We start from the raw sequence: 17,040 nt of genomic DNA, 5'->3' as shown, positions 1-17,040 counted from the left end.
GGTCAAAGCTCGACGCCGGAGGGGATGAGGCTCTCGCCGCGGAGCAGGTTGCCGTCGGGGTCGTAGACGAGGAACGTGCGCTTGTCGTACGTGACGAGCACCTCGCCGTCGATCGCGATCTCGACGCGGTAGCGTCCCTCCTCGTCGTCGTCAGTGGCCCGCCCGTACTCGCGGGCGGCCCGAATGAACCCGAGGACGTCCTCGGCCGCCTCGTTCAACTCGAGGACGAACTCGCCGGTGACGCGGTTCGTCACGGCGACGACGCCCGTCGCGGACTCATCCTCGATCGGCTCGCGAAGCCGAAAGGCGACGTCCGTCTCCTCGGCCGCGAGCAGATCGCCGTCGGGACCGGTGAGCCGGTCCGTCAACAGTCCCTCGGGGCCGTGAAAGTCGATCCGCACGAACGGCTTTCGCGGATCGCCGTCGCCGCCGTCGCGCTCGACGCCCTCGACCGTCAGTTCGAAGTGGTCCCGCCGCATTTCCCGTTCGACGGTTGGCGGTCTGTGGGTATGAACGTAACGCCCGACGGGTTCGACGCCCGACCGGTTCGACGCGCACCCACCGGTCGTTTTAACCTCCCCTCCGCGTTCGGTAGGGACATGGTCTGGGTCCGCTCGGAATACGTCGGGGAGCTCGCGGTCGTCTCCGCGTGGCTGGCCGCGTTGGTCCCCTGGAACGTGACGTACGCCTCGATCCCGGGGTACGGGAACGCGCTGTTCCTCCGGTATCCGTTCCTCGAGGTGCAGTACCTGATCGGCTGGACGATCGAGGAGCGGTCGTTCTTCCTGCGTCCCATCGGTCGAGCCATCCGCACGCAGGCGGGAGAGGTCGTCTACGACGCCTACATTGCGTGGGCGATCGGCTCCGCGCTGATAGCGCTCGCCGTGTTCGTCTCGATCCTCTATTACCTCGAGGAGGAGCGTCTCGAGGCCGGCCCGGTCGACCCCGCGAAGGTCATCGGCGCCGCGTTGCTCGCCGCCGGTATCGTCCTCGGCGTGACGAACTACCTCCTCGTCGCCCTCGGCGTGCCGGGGATCCCGATCCCAGTTGGGACGGTCCTCGTCATCGGCCTCGGAGGCACGTTGCTGCTGGCCGAACGACGCGAGGAGTGATCCGTCCGACGGATCTCCGGCGGTCCGGTGGTGGATTCTCGGCCGTCTGGCTGCGGGTTCTCGGCGTGCTATCGGCGCCTTCCCGCCCGCGCCCGATCGACGGGACGCCTTTATGGTCCCGGATGGAGTACGCCACACGCACGAAGGATGTCGGGGGAAACGCTCGCCGGCGGGATCGAGGGGCGCATCGAGACGCTTCGCCGCCGCGCGAGGTACACCTGGGAGCTGCTTCGCGGCGTCGACGTCGCGGTGCGTCCGTTTCGACCGGGCGAGGACGGCCCCCTCGGGTCGTTCTCACCGCCGGCGGACGAAACCGAAGTGGACCGCTACTGGGTGAACGCGCCGTTCGCCTACGTCGTCATCACCCACGACGACGAGGAGAGCGAGTACCGGTATCACGCCGTCGAGCCCGACCTCGACGAGTTCGCGGCCTCGCTGCTCGAGCGCATCGTCGAGGACATCCGCGATCCGCTGTTGTACCGCTCGGGAACCGACGCCGCCGAGGAGGAGACGCTCCGCGAGGAGCTCGAGTCGCTGCTCGAACAGTACGGCACCAACGTCGACATGGCCACGTTTCACGCCCTGTTTTATTACCTCTACCGCGACTTCCGGGCGTTCGGAAAGGTCGACCCCCTCCTGAACGACGCCCACATCGAGGACGTCTCCTGTGACGGCTACGACCTGCCGATATTCGTCTATCACGACGACTACACCGACCTCGAGACGAACGTCACGTACGGTCGCAAGGAGCTCGACAACTACGTGATCCGCCTCGCCCAGCAGTCCGGCAAACACATCTCGGTCGGCGAGCCGATCGTTGAGACGACGCTGCCGGACGGCTCGCGGGCCGAGCTCGCGCTCGGCGAGGAGGTCACCCCGCGCGGGTCCGCGTTCACCATCCGCCAGTACGCCGAGGAGCCGTTCACGCCGATCGACCTGATCGACTACGGGACCTTCTCGATCGAGCAGATGGCCTACTTCTGGCTGTGTATCGAACACAACAAGTCGCTCATCTTCGCGGGCGGGACCGCGTCCGGAAAGACCACCTCGATGAACGCGGTCTCGATGTTCATCCCGCCGCGAGCGAAGGTGCTCACGATCGAGGACACCCGCGAGCTCTCCTTGTACCACGACAACTGGCTCTCCTCCGTGACCCGCGAGCGGCTCCACGAGGGGACCGACATCGACATGTACGACCTGCTCCGGTCGGCGCTGCGTCACCGCCCGGAGTACATCCTCGTCGGCGAGGTCCGCGGCGAGGAGGCGGTGACGCTGTTTCAGGCGATGAACACGGGCCACACCACGTTCTCGACGATGCACGCGGACTCGATCGAGACGGTCATCAACCGCCTCGAGAACGACCCGATCAACGTCCCGCGGGCGATGGTCCAGTCGCTCGACATGTTGTCGGTTCAGACGCTCGTCCGGTCGGACGACGAGCGCGTTCGGCGGGCGAAGGTGATAGGCGAGATCGGCGGCATCGACCAGCGGACCGGCGAGCTGGACTACTCGTCCGCCTTCGAGTGGCGGCCGGGAAGCGACGCGTTCGTCGCCAACGACTCCGAGCTCCTCTCGGAGATCCAGGAGGAACGGGGCTGGAACCGCGGGTCCCTCCTCTCGGAGATCCGCCGCCGGGAGCGGTTCCTGGAGATCCTGGTGGATCTGGAGATAACCGGATACAAGCGTTTCACGGCGCTCGTAAACGAGTACTACGCGAACCCCGATCGGGTGATGAACCGCCTCGAAACGGAACTCGAGGGTGCGGACGCATGAGAACGCCGCCGTGATCTGGACCGTCCCCCTCCTCGTGACCGTGGCCGTCCTCGGCGTGCTCGCGCTCTCGTTCGTCCACCGGCGGGTGAACCTGTTCGTCTCGCGGATCGCGCTTTCGGCCTTCGGCGACTACGTCGTCGACTCTCCACGCTCGAACCGGCAGCGCGACCGCATGCGTGCGGCCCACGCGGGCGGGACACATCGGGTGTACGCCGCCCGAACGCTGTTTTACGCCGCGGTTCTCGGCGTCTCCGGGAGCGTTCTCGGGATCTATCTCGCGGCCGGAACGCTCGTGTTCATGGACGTCAACGCCGAAACGATCCGGGGGACGCTACCGGAGCCGCTCTCCTTTTTGGGCGAACTCGCCCGGTTGTCGGCCATCGAACCGCTCGAGCTGTTCGGTCTCCTCCTCCTCTCGTCGGCGACGATCGGCTCCGGGCTGGCGATCGGCGTCTACGTCCTTCGATGGGGCCTCCTGTCGGAACGCGCGAGCTCCCGCGCGGCGGCGATCGACGCCACGCTGCCGCGGACGGTCGCGTTCGTCTACGCCCTTTCGCGGTCCGGGATGGCCTTCCCGACCGTGATGCGGACGCTCGCGGAGAACGAGGACGTCTACGGCGAGGCCGCGACCGAACTCGCCGTCGCGGTCCGTGACATGAACACCTTCGGGACGGACGTGTTGACCGCGCTGCGGCGGACCGCACGCCATACGCCGAGCGAGAACCTCGAGGAGTTCGCGGAGAACCTCGCGTCGGTGCTCGGCTCCGGGCGGTCGCTACCGGAGTACCTCCACGACCAGTACGAGCGGTACCAGGAGGAGTCGGAGTCGAGACAGGAGCAGTACCTCGAGCTGCTCTCGACGTTCGCGGAGGCGTACGTGACGGTCCTCGTCGCCGGACCGCTCTTTTTCATCACCATCCTCGTCGTCGTCGGCCTCGTCCTCCAGGACACGATCCCGATCCTGCGTGTGATCGTCTACGCCGGCCTCCCCCTTGCCACCGCCGGCTTCGTCGTCTACGTCGACAGCGTCACACGCACGATCGGGACCGACCGAACGTCCCTCTCGGACGCGACGGACGCGATCGTCCCGGGGCGATTTACCGCTCTCGGGGCGATCCGTGGCGGTTCCGGCTCGAACGTGGGCGCGACCGACGGAGGAGTCGAGGACTCACGGACCGGCGGCGAACGACGAGCGCACGACCACCAGCGCGAACGGCTCGAACAGTACGACCGCCTCCGACGGACGTTGGGATGGGCACGGCGGCCGGGGGAGCTACTCCTGCGGCGGCCGATCCTCTCGCTCGCGTTGACGCTCCCGGTCGCGGGCGTGTGGATCTGGACGTCCACGACGCCGCTTTCCGCCACGTCCCCGATCGGCGTCGTCCGGGCCGTCGACGACGCGGTCGTTCAGTCGACGATCCTCGTCGGGCTCGTCTACGCGGCGCTCTATGAGGTACAAAAGCGGCGGACGCGTCGCATGGAGTCGGCCGTCCCCGACTTCCTTGATCGCCTCGCGTCGGTCAACGACGCCGGGATGACCGTCGTCGAGAGCCTCGAACGCGTGGCCGACTCCGACCTGGACGAGCTGACGCCGGAACTCGAGCGGACCTGGCGTGACGTCCAGTGGGGTTCGGACGTCGAATCGGCGCTCTACCGGCTCGAGCGACGCGTTCGATCCCCGCTCGTCTCCCGATCCGTCGCGCTGATCGTCAACGCGATGAGCGCGAGCGGCGACGTGGCGCCGGTGCTTTCGATCGCGGCCGACGAGACCCGAGCCGCCCGGCGGCTCAGACGGGAGCGCCGGCAGGTGATGTTGACCTACCTGATCGTGATCTACATCTCGTTTCTCGTCTTCCTCGGGATCATCGCCTCGCTCACGCTCGCGTTCATTCCCGCGATCGAACAGGCCGCGGGATCCGGGGTGGGCGAGGGCATAAGCGGCGGAACCCCCGGCGGAGTCGGCGGCGTCGGCAACATCGCGGAGGGATTCGGGGACGTCGACATCGCGGGCTACGAGCTGATCTTCTATCACGCCGCCATCATCCAGGGGATCTGCTCGGGAGCCGTCGCCGGACAGCTCGGCGAGGGCGACCTCCGGGATGGCGTCAAACACGCCGTCATCCTCCTCGTGTTGACCTTCGTGTCGGTCGTCGCGATGGGCCTCGCGTGATCGGCGGCGGTTCCCGTTTCGTCGCTACCACTTATGCACGTCCGGGCCGTCACTCGATCCGTGGTCCACCTCACCCGTGATCTGTTGGCCGTCCTCCTCGAACACGCGGCGGAGGCGGAGCCGACGTCGACGAACGTTCTCCTCTCCGCGACGCCCGCGGAGGAGCTGATCGGGGAGACGGACGATGTCGACCCGGGAACCCCGGTCTTGACGCACTTCACGCTGCCGGACGTCGGGAGCTCCGTGAACTCGGTCTTCGGGATGGATCTCTCGACGCCCTCCGAACGCGGCCGTGCCCGCTTCCTGTCGCACCCGGCCGGCGGGCTCCGGATCGACGAGACCGACGATCTGTCGGCGGTCGTGATCGTGGCGGTGCCGCCGTGGGAGGCGGACTGCGTCGCGGCGTTCGATCGGGCCGGTCGAAAGCTCCCGTTGACGATCGTCGATGCGGTCCCGCCCGAGGAGTCGATCCCGGAGTGAGACCCGTGGGGACGGCTCGTCCGGACGGTCGCTCCGGGACGAGTCGCCTGGATTTTTGAGGCAACGGATCGAACGGGGACACAATGGCTGTCCGGCCCCCAGGAAACGACGACGAGACGCCGGAGGCGATCGAGTTCGGGATCGCGGCGCTCGACGCCCGCCTCGAGGAGTCGGACCTCTCGTTCCCGGCGACGAGCGAGGAGGTCCTCCGGGGCATCCCGGCTCGTGAGATCCCCTACGACGCGTCCGGACATACCCTCGATCTTGGTGACGCGCTCGAGCGTGCGGGTCCCGAACGGTTCGAGACGAAGAGCGAACTGATGAACGCGTTACACCCGATCTTCGAGGAGCGTCGCCGCCGGGGCGGCGGGTCGATCCTCGAGCGGCTCCGCGACGCCTTGCCCTTCTAACTCTGAGACGTGGTGGACGCGGTCTGCTCGCTCACTCCGATCGACGGTCACGTCCCTCGATCTCCTCGCGGTGAAGCGTGAGGATCATGTCCGCGAGCACGCCGAACATCAGAAGCTGAATCCCGAGTAGGATGCCGGCCGCCGAGACCACGGCGAGGATCTCGTGGCCCACGCTCCGAGTGATCCACTCGTAGAGGACGTAGGCCGCCACGAGCGCTCCCGAGAGCGTCGCCGCCAGACCGACGCTGCCGAAGTAGAAAAGCGGGTTGTTCGTCTTCGCCTTCCGGTAGAGCTCCAGGAAGATGATCCCGCCGTCGCGGACCGGACGCAGGTTCGTGTCCGACCCCTCGGGACGCGGCCGGTAGGTGATGTCGACGACGGCGACCGAGACGTCGTGTTTGACGCACTCGACGGCCATCTCGGTCTCGATCCCGAACCCCTCCGCGGTGAGGTGGAGGCGCTCGAAGGACTCGCGGGTGAACGCGCGGTAGCCCGAGAGGATGTCCCGGTAGTCGGTCCCGTGGATCCGGGCGAACGCCCGGTTGATGATCCGGTTTCCGATCCGGTTGAGCCGGGTCATCGCGCCCGGCTTCATGTCGGCGAACCGATCGCCGATGACGTGTTCGGCCCGCCCGGAGCGGAGCGGCTCGAGCATCGTCTCCGCGTCTTCGGCGTCGTACGTCGCATCCGCGTCCGCGAGCAGGACGAACTCCGCGTCGACGTGATCGCGGACCGCCTCCCGGACGGCCTGTCCCTTTCCCTCGCCCGACTGTTCGACCACGCGCGCGCCGGCGTCCGCAGCGAGGTCCGGGGTCCCGTCGGTGGAGCCGCCGTCGATCACGAGCACGTTCTCGAAGCCACACTCGCGGTACTCGCGGACGACGTCGGCGATGGTGGCGGCCTCGTCCATCGTCGGGAGAAGCACGCACACGTCCGGGGACCCCGTCATCGTCGAATCGTGGTCCGTGTGGGTGGTTAAGTATGCGGGTTCCTCGTCGACGGTCCCCGAACGGGGGTCCCGTTTTCACCGCCGGAGCCGCGGTCCCTCGTCGTTCACGCCTCGATGAAGTCCGGCTCGGTGCGCTTCTCCTCGCGCTCGCTCCGGAGGTGCTCGATGAAGTCGTCGAGGTCGACGTCGCCGCGCTCGTTCTCGAAGCGGTCGCGCACCGAGATGGTTCCGGCCTCCGCCTCGTCGCCGCCGACGACGATCATGTACGGGAGCCGGTCGTCGTGCGCCTGGCGGATCTTGCGACCGACCGTCCAGTCGCGGTCCTCGACGGAGACCCGGAAGTCGGCGTCGTCGATCGCGTTCTTCACGCGGTGGGCGTACCCGAGCGCGTCGTCCGAGACGGGGAGCACGCGGACCTGCTCGGGCGCCAGCCAAAGCGGGAAGTTGCCCTTGAAGTGCTCGATCGTCACGCCCATGAACCGCTCGATGCTGCCGAGCAGCGCCCGGTGGATCATCACGGGGTGGTGTTCCTCGTTGTCCTCGCCGGCGTAGGTGAGATCGAGGCGTTGCGGAATGTTGAAGTCGACCTGGACGGTGCCGATCGTCCACTCGCGGCCGATCGCATCGCGGGCGTCGAGGCCGATCTTGGGGCCGTAGAAGGCGGCCTCGCCCGCCTCGACGTCGTACTCGAGCCCCTTCGACTCCAGGGCGTTCCGGAGCGCGTCCGTGGCGTTCTCCCAGATCTCGTCGCTCCCGACCGAGTTCTCGCCCTGCGTCTCCAGCTTGTAGATGATCTCCAGATCGAACTGCGCGTAGACGTCCTCGATCACGCCGATCGTCCGGCGGATCTCGTCTTCGATCTGGTCGGGTCGGACGAACGCGTGGCCGTCGTCCTGGGTGAGCCCCCGGACCCGGAGCAGCCCCGAGAGCTCGCCCGACTGCTCGTTGCGGTAGACGGTTCCGAACTCGGAGTAGCGAAGCGGGAGGTCGCGGTAGGAGTGCTGGGAGTCGTCGAAGACGTGCGCGTGGTTCGCGCAGTTCATCGGCTTGAGGCCGTACTCCGTGTCGTCCTGCTCCCACGCGAACATCTCGCCCTCCTCCTTGAACGCGTCGTAGTGGCCGGTCGGCTTCCACAGTTCGGCCTTGTTCAACTCGGGCGTCCAGACCTCCTCGTAGCCCAGCTCGTCGTTCTTCTCGCGGATGTACTCCTCGAGCTCGCGGCGGATCCGCATCCCGTTGGGATGGTAGTGGGCACACCCGGGCGAGTGGTCGGGGATGGAAAAGAGATCCATCTCCCGGCCGATCTTCCGGTGGTCGCGCTCCTCGGCCTCGGCGCGCATCTCGATGAACTCCTCGAGGTCCGACTCCGACTCGAAGGCGGTCCCGTAGACGCGCGTGAGGCTCTCGTTGTCCTCGTCGCCGCGCCAGTAGGCCGAGGAGATGTTGAGGAGGGTGACGGCGCCGATCTCGCCGGTCGAGTCGACGTGTGGCCCCTGACACAGGTCCTGCCAGTCGTCCTGGACGTAGAAGCTGACCGTCTCCTCGCCGGCGGCCTCGGTCTCGAGGATCTCGCGTTTGAACGGGTTGTCGGCGTAGATCTCGAAGGCCTCCTCGCGGTCGCGTTCGACGCGATCGATGTCGTAGTCGGCCTCGAGTATCGCCTCCATCTCCGCTTCGATCGCCTCGAGGTCGTCCTCGTCGAGGTCGACGCCGGTGACGTCGTAGTAGAACCCGTCGTCGGTCGGCGGGCCGATCGTGAGCTTCGCGTCCGGATACAGCCGCTGGAGCGCCTGCGCGAAGACGTGGGCCGCCGAGTGGCGCAGGACCGTGAGGTACTCGTCCGAGTCCTCGGTCACGATCTCGATCTCCGCGCCGTCGTGGACCGGGTCGTGTTTGCTCGCGAGTTCGCCGTCGATCTTCCCCGCCACGGTGTCGCGACCGAGCCCGGGGCCGATCTCGTAGGCGACGTCCTCGAGTGTCGACCCGTCCGGCACGGTCAACCGCGATCCGTCCGGAAGGACGACCGTCACGTCGGCCTGCGCATCGGTCTCGCTCATACGTTCGGGAAGCCGGAGGATCGGGATAAGTGTTGTTGGATGGCGGGACGCCGACGAATTCGCGGACCGGAGGTCGACCGCCACGCCCTCGATTTTCGATCGCGCCTCGGTTCCGCAGTCGCTGGGACCTACTTACGCCTCGGCGCCGTAGTCGGCCGGCAGGCCGTCCTCGGGGACGACGCCGTCCTCCCAGCCGCGGGCGTCGTAGTACTCGTCGATCGCCGCCTCGAGATCGGGGATGTCGTAGGGGAGCGTGTCGTCCTCGCCGTCGACGCCGCGCCGGTTGTTGAAGTGACGCTCGAGGGTCACGATTCGGGCGCCGACCGCGAGGAGATCATCGAAGTCCTCGCCGAAGAGCGCCTCGTACCGCTCGGGGTTCATGTAGTCGCGAGAGAACTTGCAGACGACGCCGGCGTCGTTGAGCGCCATCAGGTTCTCGCGTTCGACGAGCCGGCCGGCCTTCCCGAGGGTCCCCTCGGGATCGAGGGCGTCCTCCTCGGGGACGAGCGGGTACTCCACGGAGTAGAAGGTCGCGTACATGTGGTCCGCGCCGCGGTTCGAGACCGCATACGAGAGCCCCTGTCCGTGCAGGACGCGGCCCTCGTGGGCGGCGAAGTCCATTCCCTTGACCGACCAGTTCTCGACGCCGAGCTCGTCGTGACACCGGTCGATCCCCTCCGCGAGCAGATCGCCGATCCCCTCCCGACGAGCGATCCTCTCGACGGTCTCGTGGATCAACTCGACGTCGCCGAAGGCGTCCTCGCTCGCGAGGTAGGCAGCCACCGTGTTGCCCGCGGAGATGGCGTCCAGGCCGTACTCGTCACACAGCCGGTTCGACTCCATCACGTCGACGATGTCGTCGACACCGGAGTTCGACCCGAACGCCATCGCGACCTCGAACTCGGGGCCCTCGGTCTCGACGCCGCGCTCCTCGTCGCGGGTCGGCAGCTTGCAGGCGAACGCGCAGGCCGAGCAGGTCCCCTTCTTGTACTTCTTCTTCTCGACGGCGTCGCCGTTTATCCCCTCGACGCCCGCGAACTCCCGCTCGGAGAAGTAGTAGGAGGGAAGCCCCTCCATCGCGTTCGCGAGGTCCATCACGGCGACGGTTCCCTGCCGTTTCATGATGTTGTCGTCGGTGGCGGCCTCGCGGTGGATCTCCGACTGGGCCGCGGGGATCTCGATCTCCGGGGCCGAGTCGCCGTCGAAGGTGATCGCCTTGACGTTCTTCGCGCCGAGGACCGCGCCGAGCCCGCCGCGGCCGAACGCGCGCTCCTTCGTGGTCATGATCGACGCGAACCGGACCCGATTTTCCCCGGCCGGGCCGATGATCGCGGTCTGATCGGGCGAGATCCCGCGCTCCTCCTCGAGGTGATCCGCCGTCTCGCTCACGGTCGCGCCGGCCAGATCGGGGATCGCCTCGAACTCGACGCCGTCGTCGCGGACGTGGATCGCGAGCAGCTCGTCGCTCTCGCCGGCGATCTCGACGGCTCCGTAGCCCGTCGCCGCGAAGTTCCGCGACATGAACCCGCCGGCGTTGCTCGAGAGCAGGCCGTCGGTGAGCGGCGAGACGCCGGTGCAGTTCATCCGGCCGGTGAAGCTCATCGTCGACGCCTGCATCGGGCCGGTGGCGAACACGATCCGGTTTTCCGGGCCGAAGGGGTCGACGTCGAAGGGGATCCGCTCGTGGGCGAGCCGGGTGCAGACGCCGCGCCCCCCGATGTAGCGCTCGTGGATCCCGTCGATGTCCGTCTCCTCAGTCGACTGATCCCCGACGTCGACCGTCAACAGCGGACCGCGATTGTGGAGCATGGATCGATCTTGCCCCGGATCCATCAAGAAGTCACCGGACGGAGGGGACGCGTCACCCCGGCCAGGTGGCGCCTCAGCTGCCGCGAACGATCCACGTCAGGTGTCGCGATCACTCCGAGAGCAGTCGTCCGGCGATCGTGTTCTTCAGGACCTCGGAGGTCCCCTCGTAGATCTCGTTGAGCTTGGCGTCGCGGTAGTATCGCTCCATCGGGAACTCGGTCGTGTAGCCGTAGCCGCCGTGGATCTGGATCCCCGCGTTCGCGACCTCCCGGGAGATCTCGGAGGCGTACAGCTTCGCCTGGGCGGCCGCCTTGACGTACGACTCGCCGCGCTCCTTGCGGTCGGCGGCCTCGTGCATGAGAAGCCTCGCCGCCTGCACCTTCGTGTCCATCTCCGCGAGCTCGTGTTGGATGGCCTGGAAGTCCGAGATCGGTCGGTCGAACTGCTCGCGATCCTGCGAGTACTCGAGGGCGTCCTCCAGCGCCGCGCGGGCGATCCCGACTGACCGGGCCGCGATCGTGATCCGGCCCGCGTTGAGCGTTTTGAGGGCGTGCCGGAATCCCTCCCCCTCCGCGCCGATCAGTCGGTCCTCGGGGACGTACATGTCCTCGAAGCGCAGCTCGGCCGTCGGACAGCCCTTGTCGCCGAGCTTCGATTCAGTTCCCTCGACGTGGAACCCCTCGTCCGTATCCGGCCGCACGAGGAACGTGGAGATGCCCTCCCGGTCCGCGTCGGGATCCGTCTTCGCGAAGACGACGATCGAGTCGGCCACCGAGCCGTTCGAGATCCACACCTTCCCCCCGTCGATGACGTAGCCGTCACCGTCGCGCTCCGCGGTGGTCGACATCGCGGGAACGTCGGAGCCGGCCTCGGGCTCCGAGAGCGCGAACGCGCCGAGGTCCTCCCCGCGATTCAACGGCGGGAGGTACTCCTCGCGGACGGACTCGTCCGCGAACTCGAAGACCACGTTGCCGGCGAGACTCGTGTGGGCGGCCACCACCGTCGCGAGCCCGCCCGATCCACGGGCGATCTCACAGAGCGCCAGCGCGTAGGCGTGGTAATCCAGTCCGGCGCCGTCGTACTCCTCGGGAAACGGCATGCCGAGGAACCCGAGTTCGCCCATGCGATCGACGAGGTCGGCGGGGAACTCGTCCGTCTCGTCGATGTCGGCCGCTCGCGGGACGATCTCGTCGTCGACGAACTCCGAGACGGCCTCCCGCATCCGCTGCTGTTCCGCGGAAAGGGACAGATCCATGTCCACCCATCGACGAGCCGGGACTTAGTGGTTTTGCGCTTCCGCGCGTTCGCCTTCTTGACAGTTCGTTGAATAGTCCCGCGTCTGGGAGCCGCGAAGTCGGGCGAGCAACCCCACGAGACTTTTTATCCTCCGTTTCATAGAGGAGGACAGTTGAATGAGCGGACGTGATCCATCTACCGGCGAGGCCGACCTCGAGTGGTGCTACGAGGCGGTCCAGGGCGTCTCCCGCACCTTCGCGTTGACCGTCGACGTGCTCGACGAGCCGATGTCGAGCCACATCTGTCTCGGCTACCTGCTCTGTCGGGTCGCCGATACGGTCGAGGACGCCGGACACGTGCCGCCTGCGGCCCAGACCGAGCTGCTTTCGACCTACGATGCGGTCCTCGACCCGGAGGACTCAACCGAGGTCGAGGAGTTCCGGGCCGCCGTCGACGAGTGGATCCCGGAGGAGTCGGAGCGGAACGCGGACTGGGAGGTCGTCGCCCGCTCGCCGACGGTCATCGCGACCTTCCTGTCCCTCCCCGAGGACGTTCGCCGGGCCATCGTCCCGCCCGTCCGCGAGATGGTGGACGGGATGGCGATGTTCGTCGAGCGGCACGCCGACGCCGGCGGCCTCCGGATCGACGACCGCGCGGAGCTCGAACAGTACTGTTACTACGCGGCCGGGACGGTCGGCAACCTGATCACGAACCTGTTGACCCGCGCCGACGTCGACGACGAGCGGGTCCGTCGCCTCTACGATACCGCCGAGGAGTTCGGGTTGCTCCTCCAGCTCGTGAACGTCTCGAAGGACGTCTACGACGACTACGAGGCGGAGAACAACGTCTACATCCCCGCGGAGTGGCTCGACGACGAGGGCGTCGACCAGGACGCGATCGTCGACCCGGAGAACCGCGAGTCCTCCGCTCGCGTGGTCGACCGGACCGCCGAACACGCACACTCGTTCCTCGACGATGCCCAGGCGTACCTCGAGACGATGCCGCTCGAACACGGAAACACGATGGCCGCCTGGAGCGTGCCGTACCTCCTCGCGGTCGGGACGCTGCGGGAGCTCCGATCGCAGCCCGAGGACGCGCTCACCGAGACGGGCGTGAAGGTGTCCAGACAGGAGGTCTTCGCCGTGATGTCGGCCGCCAGCGAGACGGGCCGCGACTCGCTCGCCGAGCTTCGCGAGACGATCGCGAAAAAGCCGTTCCACCGCGTCTCCGGCGTCGCGGAGTAGGCCGAGGTGACTGCCGCCCGATCGTGTAACTGACGCCCAAGCCACCGGTCCGGATCCGCGTCCTTTTACCTGCGCCGTTGATACCGACGGACATGAGCTTCGAGAAAGACGACCGCGTCGTGTTCCGCGACGAACACAGCGAACACGACGGCGAGGTCGGCACGGTGACCCAGAAGATGGAGACGATGTTCGGCGAGGCCACCTACACGATCAGCTTCGAGGACGGCCAGGAGACCGGCATCGCCGCGGACGCGTTGGAGGAGGCCGACGAGGACGACGTCGACGCTGCGGACGCCGACGCCGAGTAACCGCCGGGTCGATCCGGAGCGACCGCCCGCACGAGACCGGCGAATCGATCAACTCGCGACGAGCCGAACCGCACGCCGACCGAACCCCGATCCCAGAGAGGAAACCGAACCGCATGGCCAGGGTCCCGCTGCACTACGTCGACCTCCGCACGTTCAGCTACGCCACCGAGGACGAGAAACGCGTCAGGCAGGCGCTCGAGACGTTTCTGCCGGAGGACGCGTCGATCGATCGCGCGGAGAGCGTCGGCCACCACGGCGACCGGATCGTCGTCCTCTCGGCGCGCGTCGAGAACGCCGACGACATGCGACACGTCCTCGATCGGTTCGGCGAGCTCGACGATCTCGATCGCGTGATCGAGGAGCTCGACGATCGGGTGGACGACAACTGTTCGTTCTTCTGCCGGCTCGACAAGCAGGCGGCCTTCCGCGGTGACGTCCGGCTCGGCCCCGGCATCACGCTACGCGCGAAGGTGGAGGCCTACCCGGCCAAGAAGTCGGCCGCGGTGGAGAACGCGCGGGAGTTGCTCTCGCGACACGACGCCGATTCGGGCGACGCGACCGACGCCGAGACGCGATGACGTCGGAATCGGGACGGCCGGTCGGCCTGCCGCCCGATCACCGCCTCCGCCCTATGAATCGCCCGGCCACTTGATCGAACAGCCTCTGGAGGGCCGATCCGGAATCTCGACGTCCTCCCCCGCGAGCACCGACTCGATGGCGTCGCGGACGTGGATCGTCGTCGGTTCCGCGTCGGGGTTCAACGCGTCGTCGAGGCGGCCGTGGTACGCGAGCGTCCAGGCGTCGCCCTCGTGGGAGAGCAGGAACGGGTCGGGCGTACAGACCGCGCCGTAGGCGTCCGCGACCGCGGCGGACTCGTCGCGCAGGTAGGCGTCGTAGGCGATGGTGCCGTCCTCGACGAGCTCGCGCATTCGATCGAAGGAGTCGTCCGGATACTCCTCCGCGTCGTTGGGGTTGACTCCGACGACGGCGACCTCGTCGTAGTCGGCCGCGAGCTCGTTGAGGAGGTCGAACTTCGCCTGCGCGTACGGACAGTGGTTACAGGTGAACACGAGCAGGATCGCCTCCGCGTCGAAGGAGTCGAGCGAGTACGTCCCCCCGTCGACGCCGGGGAGTTCGAAGTCGGGAACCGTCTCGCCGCGGGCCAGCTCGGAGTCGGATTCCATGGCGACCATGCCCGACGGTTGACTCGCCAGGAGCAAAAGCGACCGGGTGGCGTCGAGATCGTTCCACGACGCCCCCGAGTCGGGGATCGCCGGCGGACGCGGTGATCGCGAGTCGTCGTCTTTATGTGTGTTCTGGCGACACACACCGTCAATCGCCCGCAGGCCGCGGGCGGGATCACCAATGAGCGCAGACACCACGGACACGACGACTGACGGGGGGACGAGCGCCACGCCGGAGGGCGGCCGGGCCGGCGAGCGCGAGGCCGCCTCGTTCGTCGAGTACGGGATCGAGGACCGCCCGCCGGCCGGGGAATCGTTCTTCCTCGGGATCCAACACTACCTGACGATGGTCGGCGCGAACATCGCCGTGCCGCTCGTGCTCGTCAACGCGATGGGCGCGAGCGACGCCCAGGCGACGACGCTCATCGGGACGTTCTTCGTCGTCTCCGGCGTTGCGACCCTGCTCCAGACGACGGTCGGGAACCGATACCCGCTCGTACAGGGCGCCTCCTTCGCGCTTTTGGCGCCCGCGGTCACGATCGTCGCGGCGGTCGGCGGCCCCTTCGAACTCGCGATGCGCGAGCTACAGGGGGCGATCATCGCCGCCGCCGCGGTCCAGGTGCTCGTCGGCTACTCCGGGCTCATGGGCCGGATCAAGCGGTACCTCTCGCCGGTCGTCGTCGCGCCGGTGATCGTGTTGATCGGCCTCTCGCTCTTCAACGTCCCGCAGATCGTCACCACCGAGCAGAACTGGTGGTTGCTCGGGTTCACCCTCGTCTCCATCGTCGTCTTCTCGCAGTACCTCGAGTCCTACACCCGCTACGCGCGGCTGTTTCCGGTCCTGCTCGGCGTGATCGCGGCGTACCTCCTCGCCCTCGTGTTGTCCCTCGCGGGGATCTACGGGCCAGAGCAGGTCGGCTTCGTCGATCCGACCACCGCGGCGGACGCGCCGCTGGTGTTGTCGATCACCCCGCTGCAGTGGGGAACCCCCTCGTTCACCGGCGCGTTCATCGTCGGCATGTTCGCCGGCGTCGTCGCCTCGATGATCGAGAGCTACGGCGACTACTTCGCCGTCGCCCGCCTCGCCGGCGTCGGGGCCCCCTCGAAAAAGCGCATCGACCACGGCATCGGCATGGAGGGGATCGGCAACGTCTTCGCCGGGATCATGGGCACCGGCAACGGCTCGACCTCCTACTCGGAGAACATCGGCGCGATCGGCATCACCGGCGTCGCCTCCCGGTACGTCGTCCAGGTGGGCGCGGTCGTGATGTTGATCGTCGGCTTCTTCGGTCCGTTCAGCCAGCTCATCGCGACGATTCCACAGCCCATCATCGGCGGCCTGTTCATCGCGATGTTCGGCCAGATCGCGGCGGTCGGGCTCTCGAACCTGAAGTACGTCGACCTCGACTCCCAGCGCAACGTGTTCACGATCGGCCTCGCGCTCTTCGCCGGGCTCGCGATCCCGGCGTACTTCGGCGCGGTCGACGCGGCGGGCGGCATCCAGGGCTTCCGCGAGGGAATGGCCGGTGTCGCGGTCATCGGCCCCGTTCTCGGGAACCAGATCGTCGCCGACACCGTCTTCGTGATCGGCTCGACCGGAATGGCCGTCGGCGGCATCATCGCGTTGATCCTCGACAACACGATCCCGGGCACCCGCGAGGAGCGCGGGCTCGACCAGTGGGAGGCGATCTCCGAGGAGGAACACGAGTTCCAGACCGCCCTCGAGCGGTACTCCGAGTGAGGGTGACGGGACGAGACGTCGACGCGAATTCGTCGGAAGGGGATTCGTGGGAGGAGGACTCGCCGGACGAGGATTTATCGGATACAGATTCGCCGGACGCGGGTTCGCCCGATTCCGTCGAACATCGCGACGCCGGCCGTCTCGGTGGCAGCCTCCGGGTGAGCGACGGTCGGATCGTCGTCGACCCGGCGGGAACCGATCCGATCCTCGTCGATCCGTCGACGGTCTCGGAGGTCACCCATCGATCGATCGCGTGGTTTCAGCTGGTCATGGGCGTCGGGATCGTCGCGTTCGGTCTCCTCTCCGTCTCCCGGCACCTCCTCGGCGCGTTCGCGTTCGTCCTCGCGGGGGCCGCGGTCCTCCTCGTCACCTGGCGGCGACGCGATCGCGTCCGGATCCACGTTCACGGGCGGGCGAAGCCGCTTTCGGTGTATCCCGAGGAGCCGGAGACGTTCCTGTCGGCGGTCGAGGAGGCGTTGGAGGAGGCCTCACCTACGGAGGAGCCCTCCGGGGATTCACCGCCCGCGGAGACCCGGTCTCCGGAGGAGTTGTGACCCCGTTGGGTCG

General features: G+C 67.6%; 16 protein-coding genes. 10 read left to right on the top strand and 6 right to left on the bottom strand.

Annotated features, from left to right (window positions below; all coding sequences use genetic code 11):
• Window positions 1-2 precede the first annotated feature (2 nt).
• Window positions 3-479, bottom strand: coding sequence for a DUF5793 family protein (locus ACZ5YD_RS04020; RefSeq protein ID WP_379745447.1), 477 nt, complete (start codon window positions 477-479; stop codon window positions 3-5).
• 120 nt (window positions 480-599) lie between these two features.
• On the opposite strand from ACZ5YD_RS04020, the gene ACZ5YD_RS04015 reads away from it, so the two are divergent.
• The 5 genes from ACZ5YD_RS04015 (at window position 600) to ACZ5YD_RS03995 (ending at window position 5,945) form a co-directional block, all read left to right on the top strand.
• Entirely contained in the window at window positions 600-1,112 is a 513-nt protein-coding gene (locus tag ACZ5YD_RS04015) for a DUF7549 family protein (protein WP_379745450.1), read from the top strand.
• A gap of 147 nt (window positions 1,113-1,259) precedes the next feature.
• A complete protein-coding gene (locus ACZ5YD_RS04010; RefSeq protein WP_379745453.1) occupies window positions 1,260-2,885 on the top strand; it encodes a type II/IV secretion system ATPase subunit in 1,626 nt (541 codons plus the stop codon).
• A 10-nt stretch (window positions 2,886-2,895) separates the two neighbouring features.
• Window positions 2,896-5,055: a type II secretion system F family protein gene (locus ACZ5YD_RS04005; protein WP_379745616.1), complete on the top strand. Its 2,160-nt coding sequence runs from the start codon at window positions 2,896-2,898 to the stop codon at window positions 5,053-5,055.
• A gap of 60 nt (window positions 5,056-5,115) precedes the next feature.
• Window positions 5,116-5,535 (top strand): hypothetical protein, encoded by a 420-nt coding sequence (locus ACZ5YD_RS04000; RefSeq protein WP_379745456.1) that lies wholly within the window; start codon window positions 5,116-5,118, stop codon window positions 5,533-5,535.
• A gap of 83 nt (window positions 5,536-5,618) precedes the next feature.
• Entirely contained in the window at window positions 5,619-5,945 is a 327-nt protein-coding gene (locus ACZ5YD_RS03995) for a hypothetical protein (RefSeq protein WP_379745459.1), read from the top strand.
• Window positions 5,946-5,976: 31 nt separating this feature from the next.
• Here the strand turns inward: ACZ5YD_RS03995 and aglJ are convergent, their stop codons facing one another.
• From aglJ to ACZ5YD_RS03975, 4 genes are all read right to left on the bottom strand, one after another.
• Entirely contained in the window at window positions 5,977-6,894 is a 918-nt protein-coding gene (gene aglJ / locus ACZ5YD_RS03990) for an S-layer glycoprotein N-glycosyltransferase AglJ (protein WP_379745462.1), read from the bottom strand.
• Window positions 6,895-6,998: 104 nt separating this feature from the next.
• The gene (gene thrS / locus ACZ5YD_RS03985; protein WP_379745465.1) at window positions 6,999-8,951 is read right to left on the bottom strand and encodes a threonine--tRNA ligase; all 1,953 of its coding nucleotides are present in this window, start codon (window positions 8,949-8,951) and stop codon (window positions 6,999-7,001) included.
• A 132-nt stretch (window positions 8,952-9,083) separates the two neighbouring features.
• Entirely contained in the window at window positions 9,084-10,760 is a 1,677-nt protein-coding gene (locus ACZ5YD_RS03980; RefSeq protein ID WP_379745468.1) for an aldehyde ferredoxin oxidoreductase family protein, read from the bottom strand.
• Window positions 10,761-10,869: 109 nt separating this feature from the next.
• Complete coding sequence (locus ACZ5YD_RS03975; protein WP_379745471.1) at window positions 10,870-12,015, bottom strand: acyl-CoA dehydrogenase family protein; 1,146 nt, start codon at window positions 12,013-12,015, stop codon at window positions 10,870-10,872.
• Window positions 12,016-12,172: 157 nt separating this feature from the next.
• On the opposite strand from ACZ5YD_RS03975, the gene ACZ5YD_RS03970 reads away from it, so the two are divergent.
• The 3 genes from ACZ5YD_RS03970 to ACZ5YD_RS03960 all read left to right on the top strand — a co-directional run bounded on the left by ACZ5YD_RS03970 (window position 12,173) and on the right by ACZ5YD_RS03960 (window position 14,126).
• Window positions 12,173-13,240 carry a phytoene/squalene synthase family protein gene (locus ACZ5YD_RS03970; protein ID WP_379745474.1) on the top strand — a complete coding sequence of 356 codons (1,068 nt, stop codon included), beginning with the start codon at window positions 12,173-12,175 and terminating at the stop codon, window positions 13,238-13,240.
• Window positions 13,241-13,332: 92 nt separating this feature from the next.
• Window positions 13,333-13,548 carry a DUF1918 domain-containing protein gene (locus ACZ5YD_RS03965; RefSeq protein WP_379745477.1) on the top strand — a complete coding sequence of 72 codons (216 nt, stop codon included), beginning with the start codon at window positions 13,333-13,335 and terminating at the stop codon, window positions 13,546-13,548.
• A gap of 113 nt (window positions 13,549-13,661) precedes the next feature.
• The gene (locus ACZ5YD_RS03960) at window positions 13,662-14,126 is read left to right on the top strand and encodes an RNA-binding protein (RefSeq protein WP_379745480.1); all 465 of its coding nucleotides are present in this window, start codon (window positions 13,662-13,664) and stop codon (window positions 14,124-14,126) included.
• Between the two features lie 51 nt (window positions 14,127-14,177).
• On the opposite strand, the gene ACZ5YD_RS03955 is transcribed toward ACZ5YD_RS03960, so the two are convergent.
• Entirely contained in the window at window positions 14,178-14,741 is a 564-nt protein-coding gene (locus ACZ5YD_RS03955) for a thioredoxin family protein (protein ID WP_379745619.1), read from the bottom strand.
• A 172-nt stretch (window positions 14,742-14,913) separates the two neighbouring features.
• On the opposite strand from ACZ5YD_RS03955, the gene ACZ5YD_RS03950 reads away from it, so the two are divergent.
• Together ACZ5YD_RS03950 and ACZ5YD_RS03945 are read left to right on the top strand one after the other, a co-directional pair.
• Window positions 14,914-16,473 carry a uracil-xanthine permease family protein gene (locus tag ACZ5YD_RS03950; protein ID WP_379745483.1) on the top strand — a complete coding sequence of 520 codons (1,560 nt, stop codon included), beginning with the start codon at window positions 14,914-14,916 and terminating at the stop codon, window positions 16,471-16,473.
• 2 nt (window positions 16,474-16,475) lie between these two features.
• Complete coding sequence (locus tag ACZ5YD_RS03945; protein WP_379745486.1) at window positions 16,476-17,027, top strand: hypothetical protein; 552 nt, start codon at window positions 16,476-16,478, stop codon at window positions 17,025-17,027.
• Window positions 17,028-17,040 lie beyond the last annotated feature (13 nt).

It is taken from the genome of Halopenitus salinus (assembly GCF_055397165.1).
The sequence above is the reverse complement of the archived record's forward strand: the minus strand, read 5'-3'. Positions and strand labels throughout refer to the sequence as shown.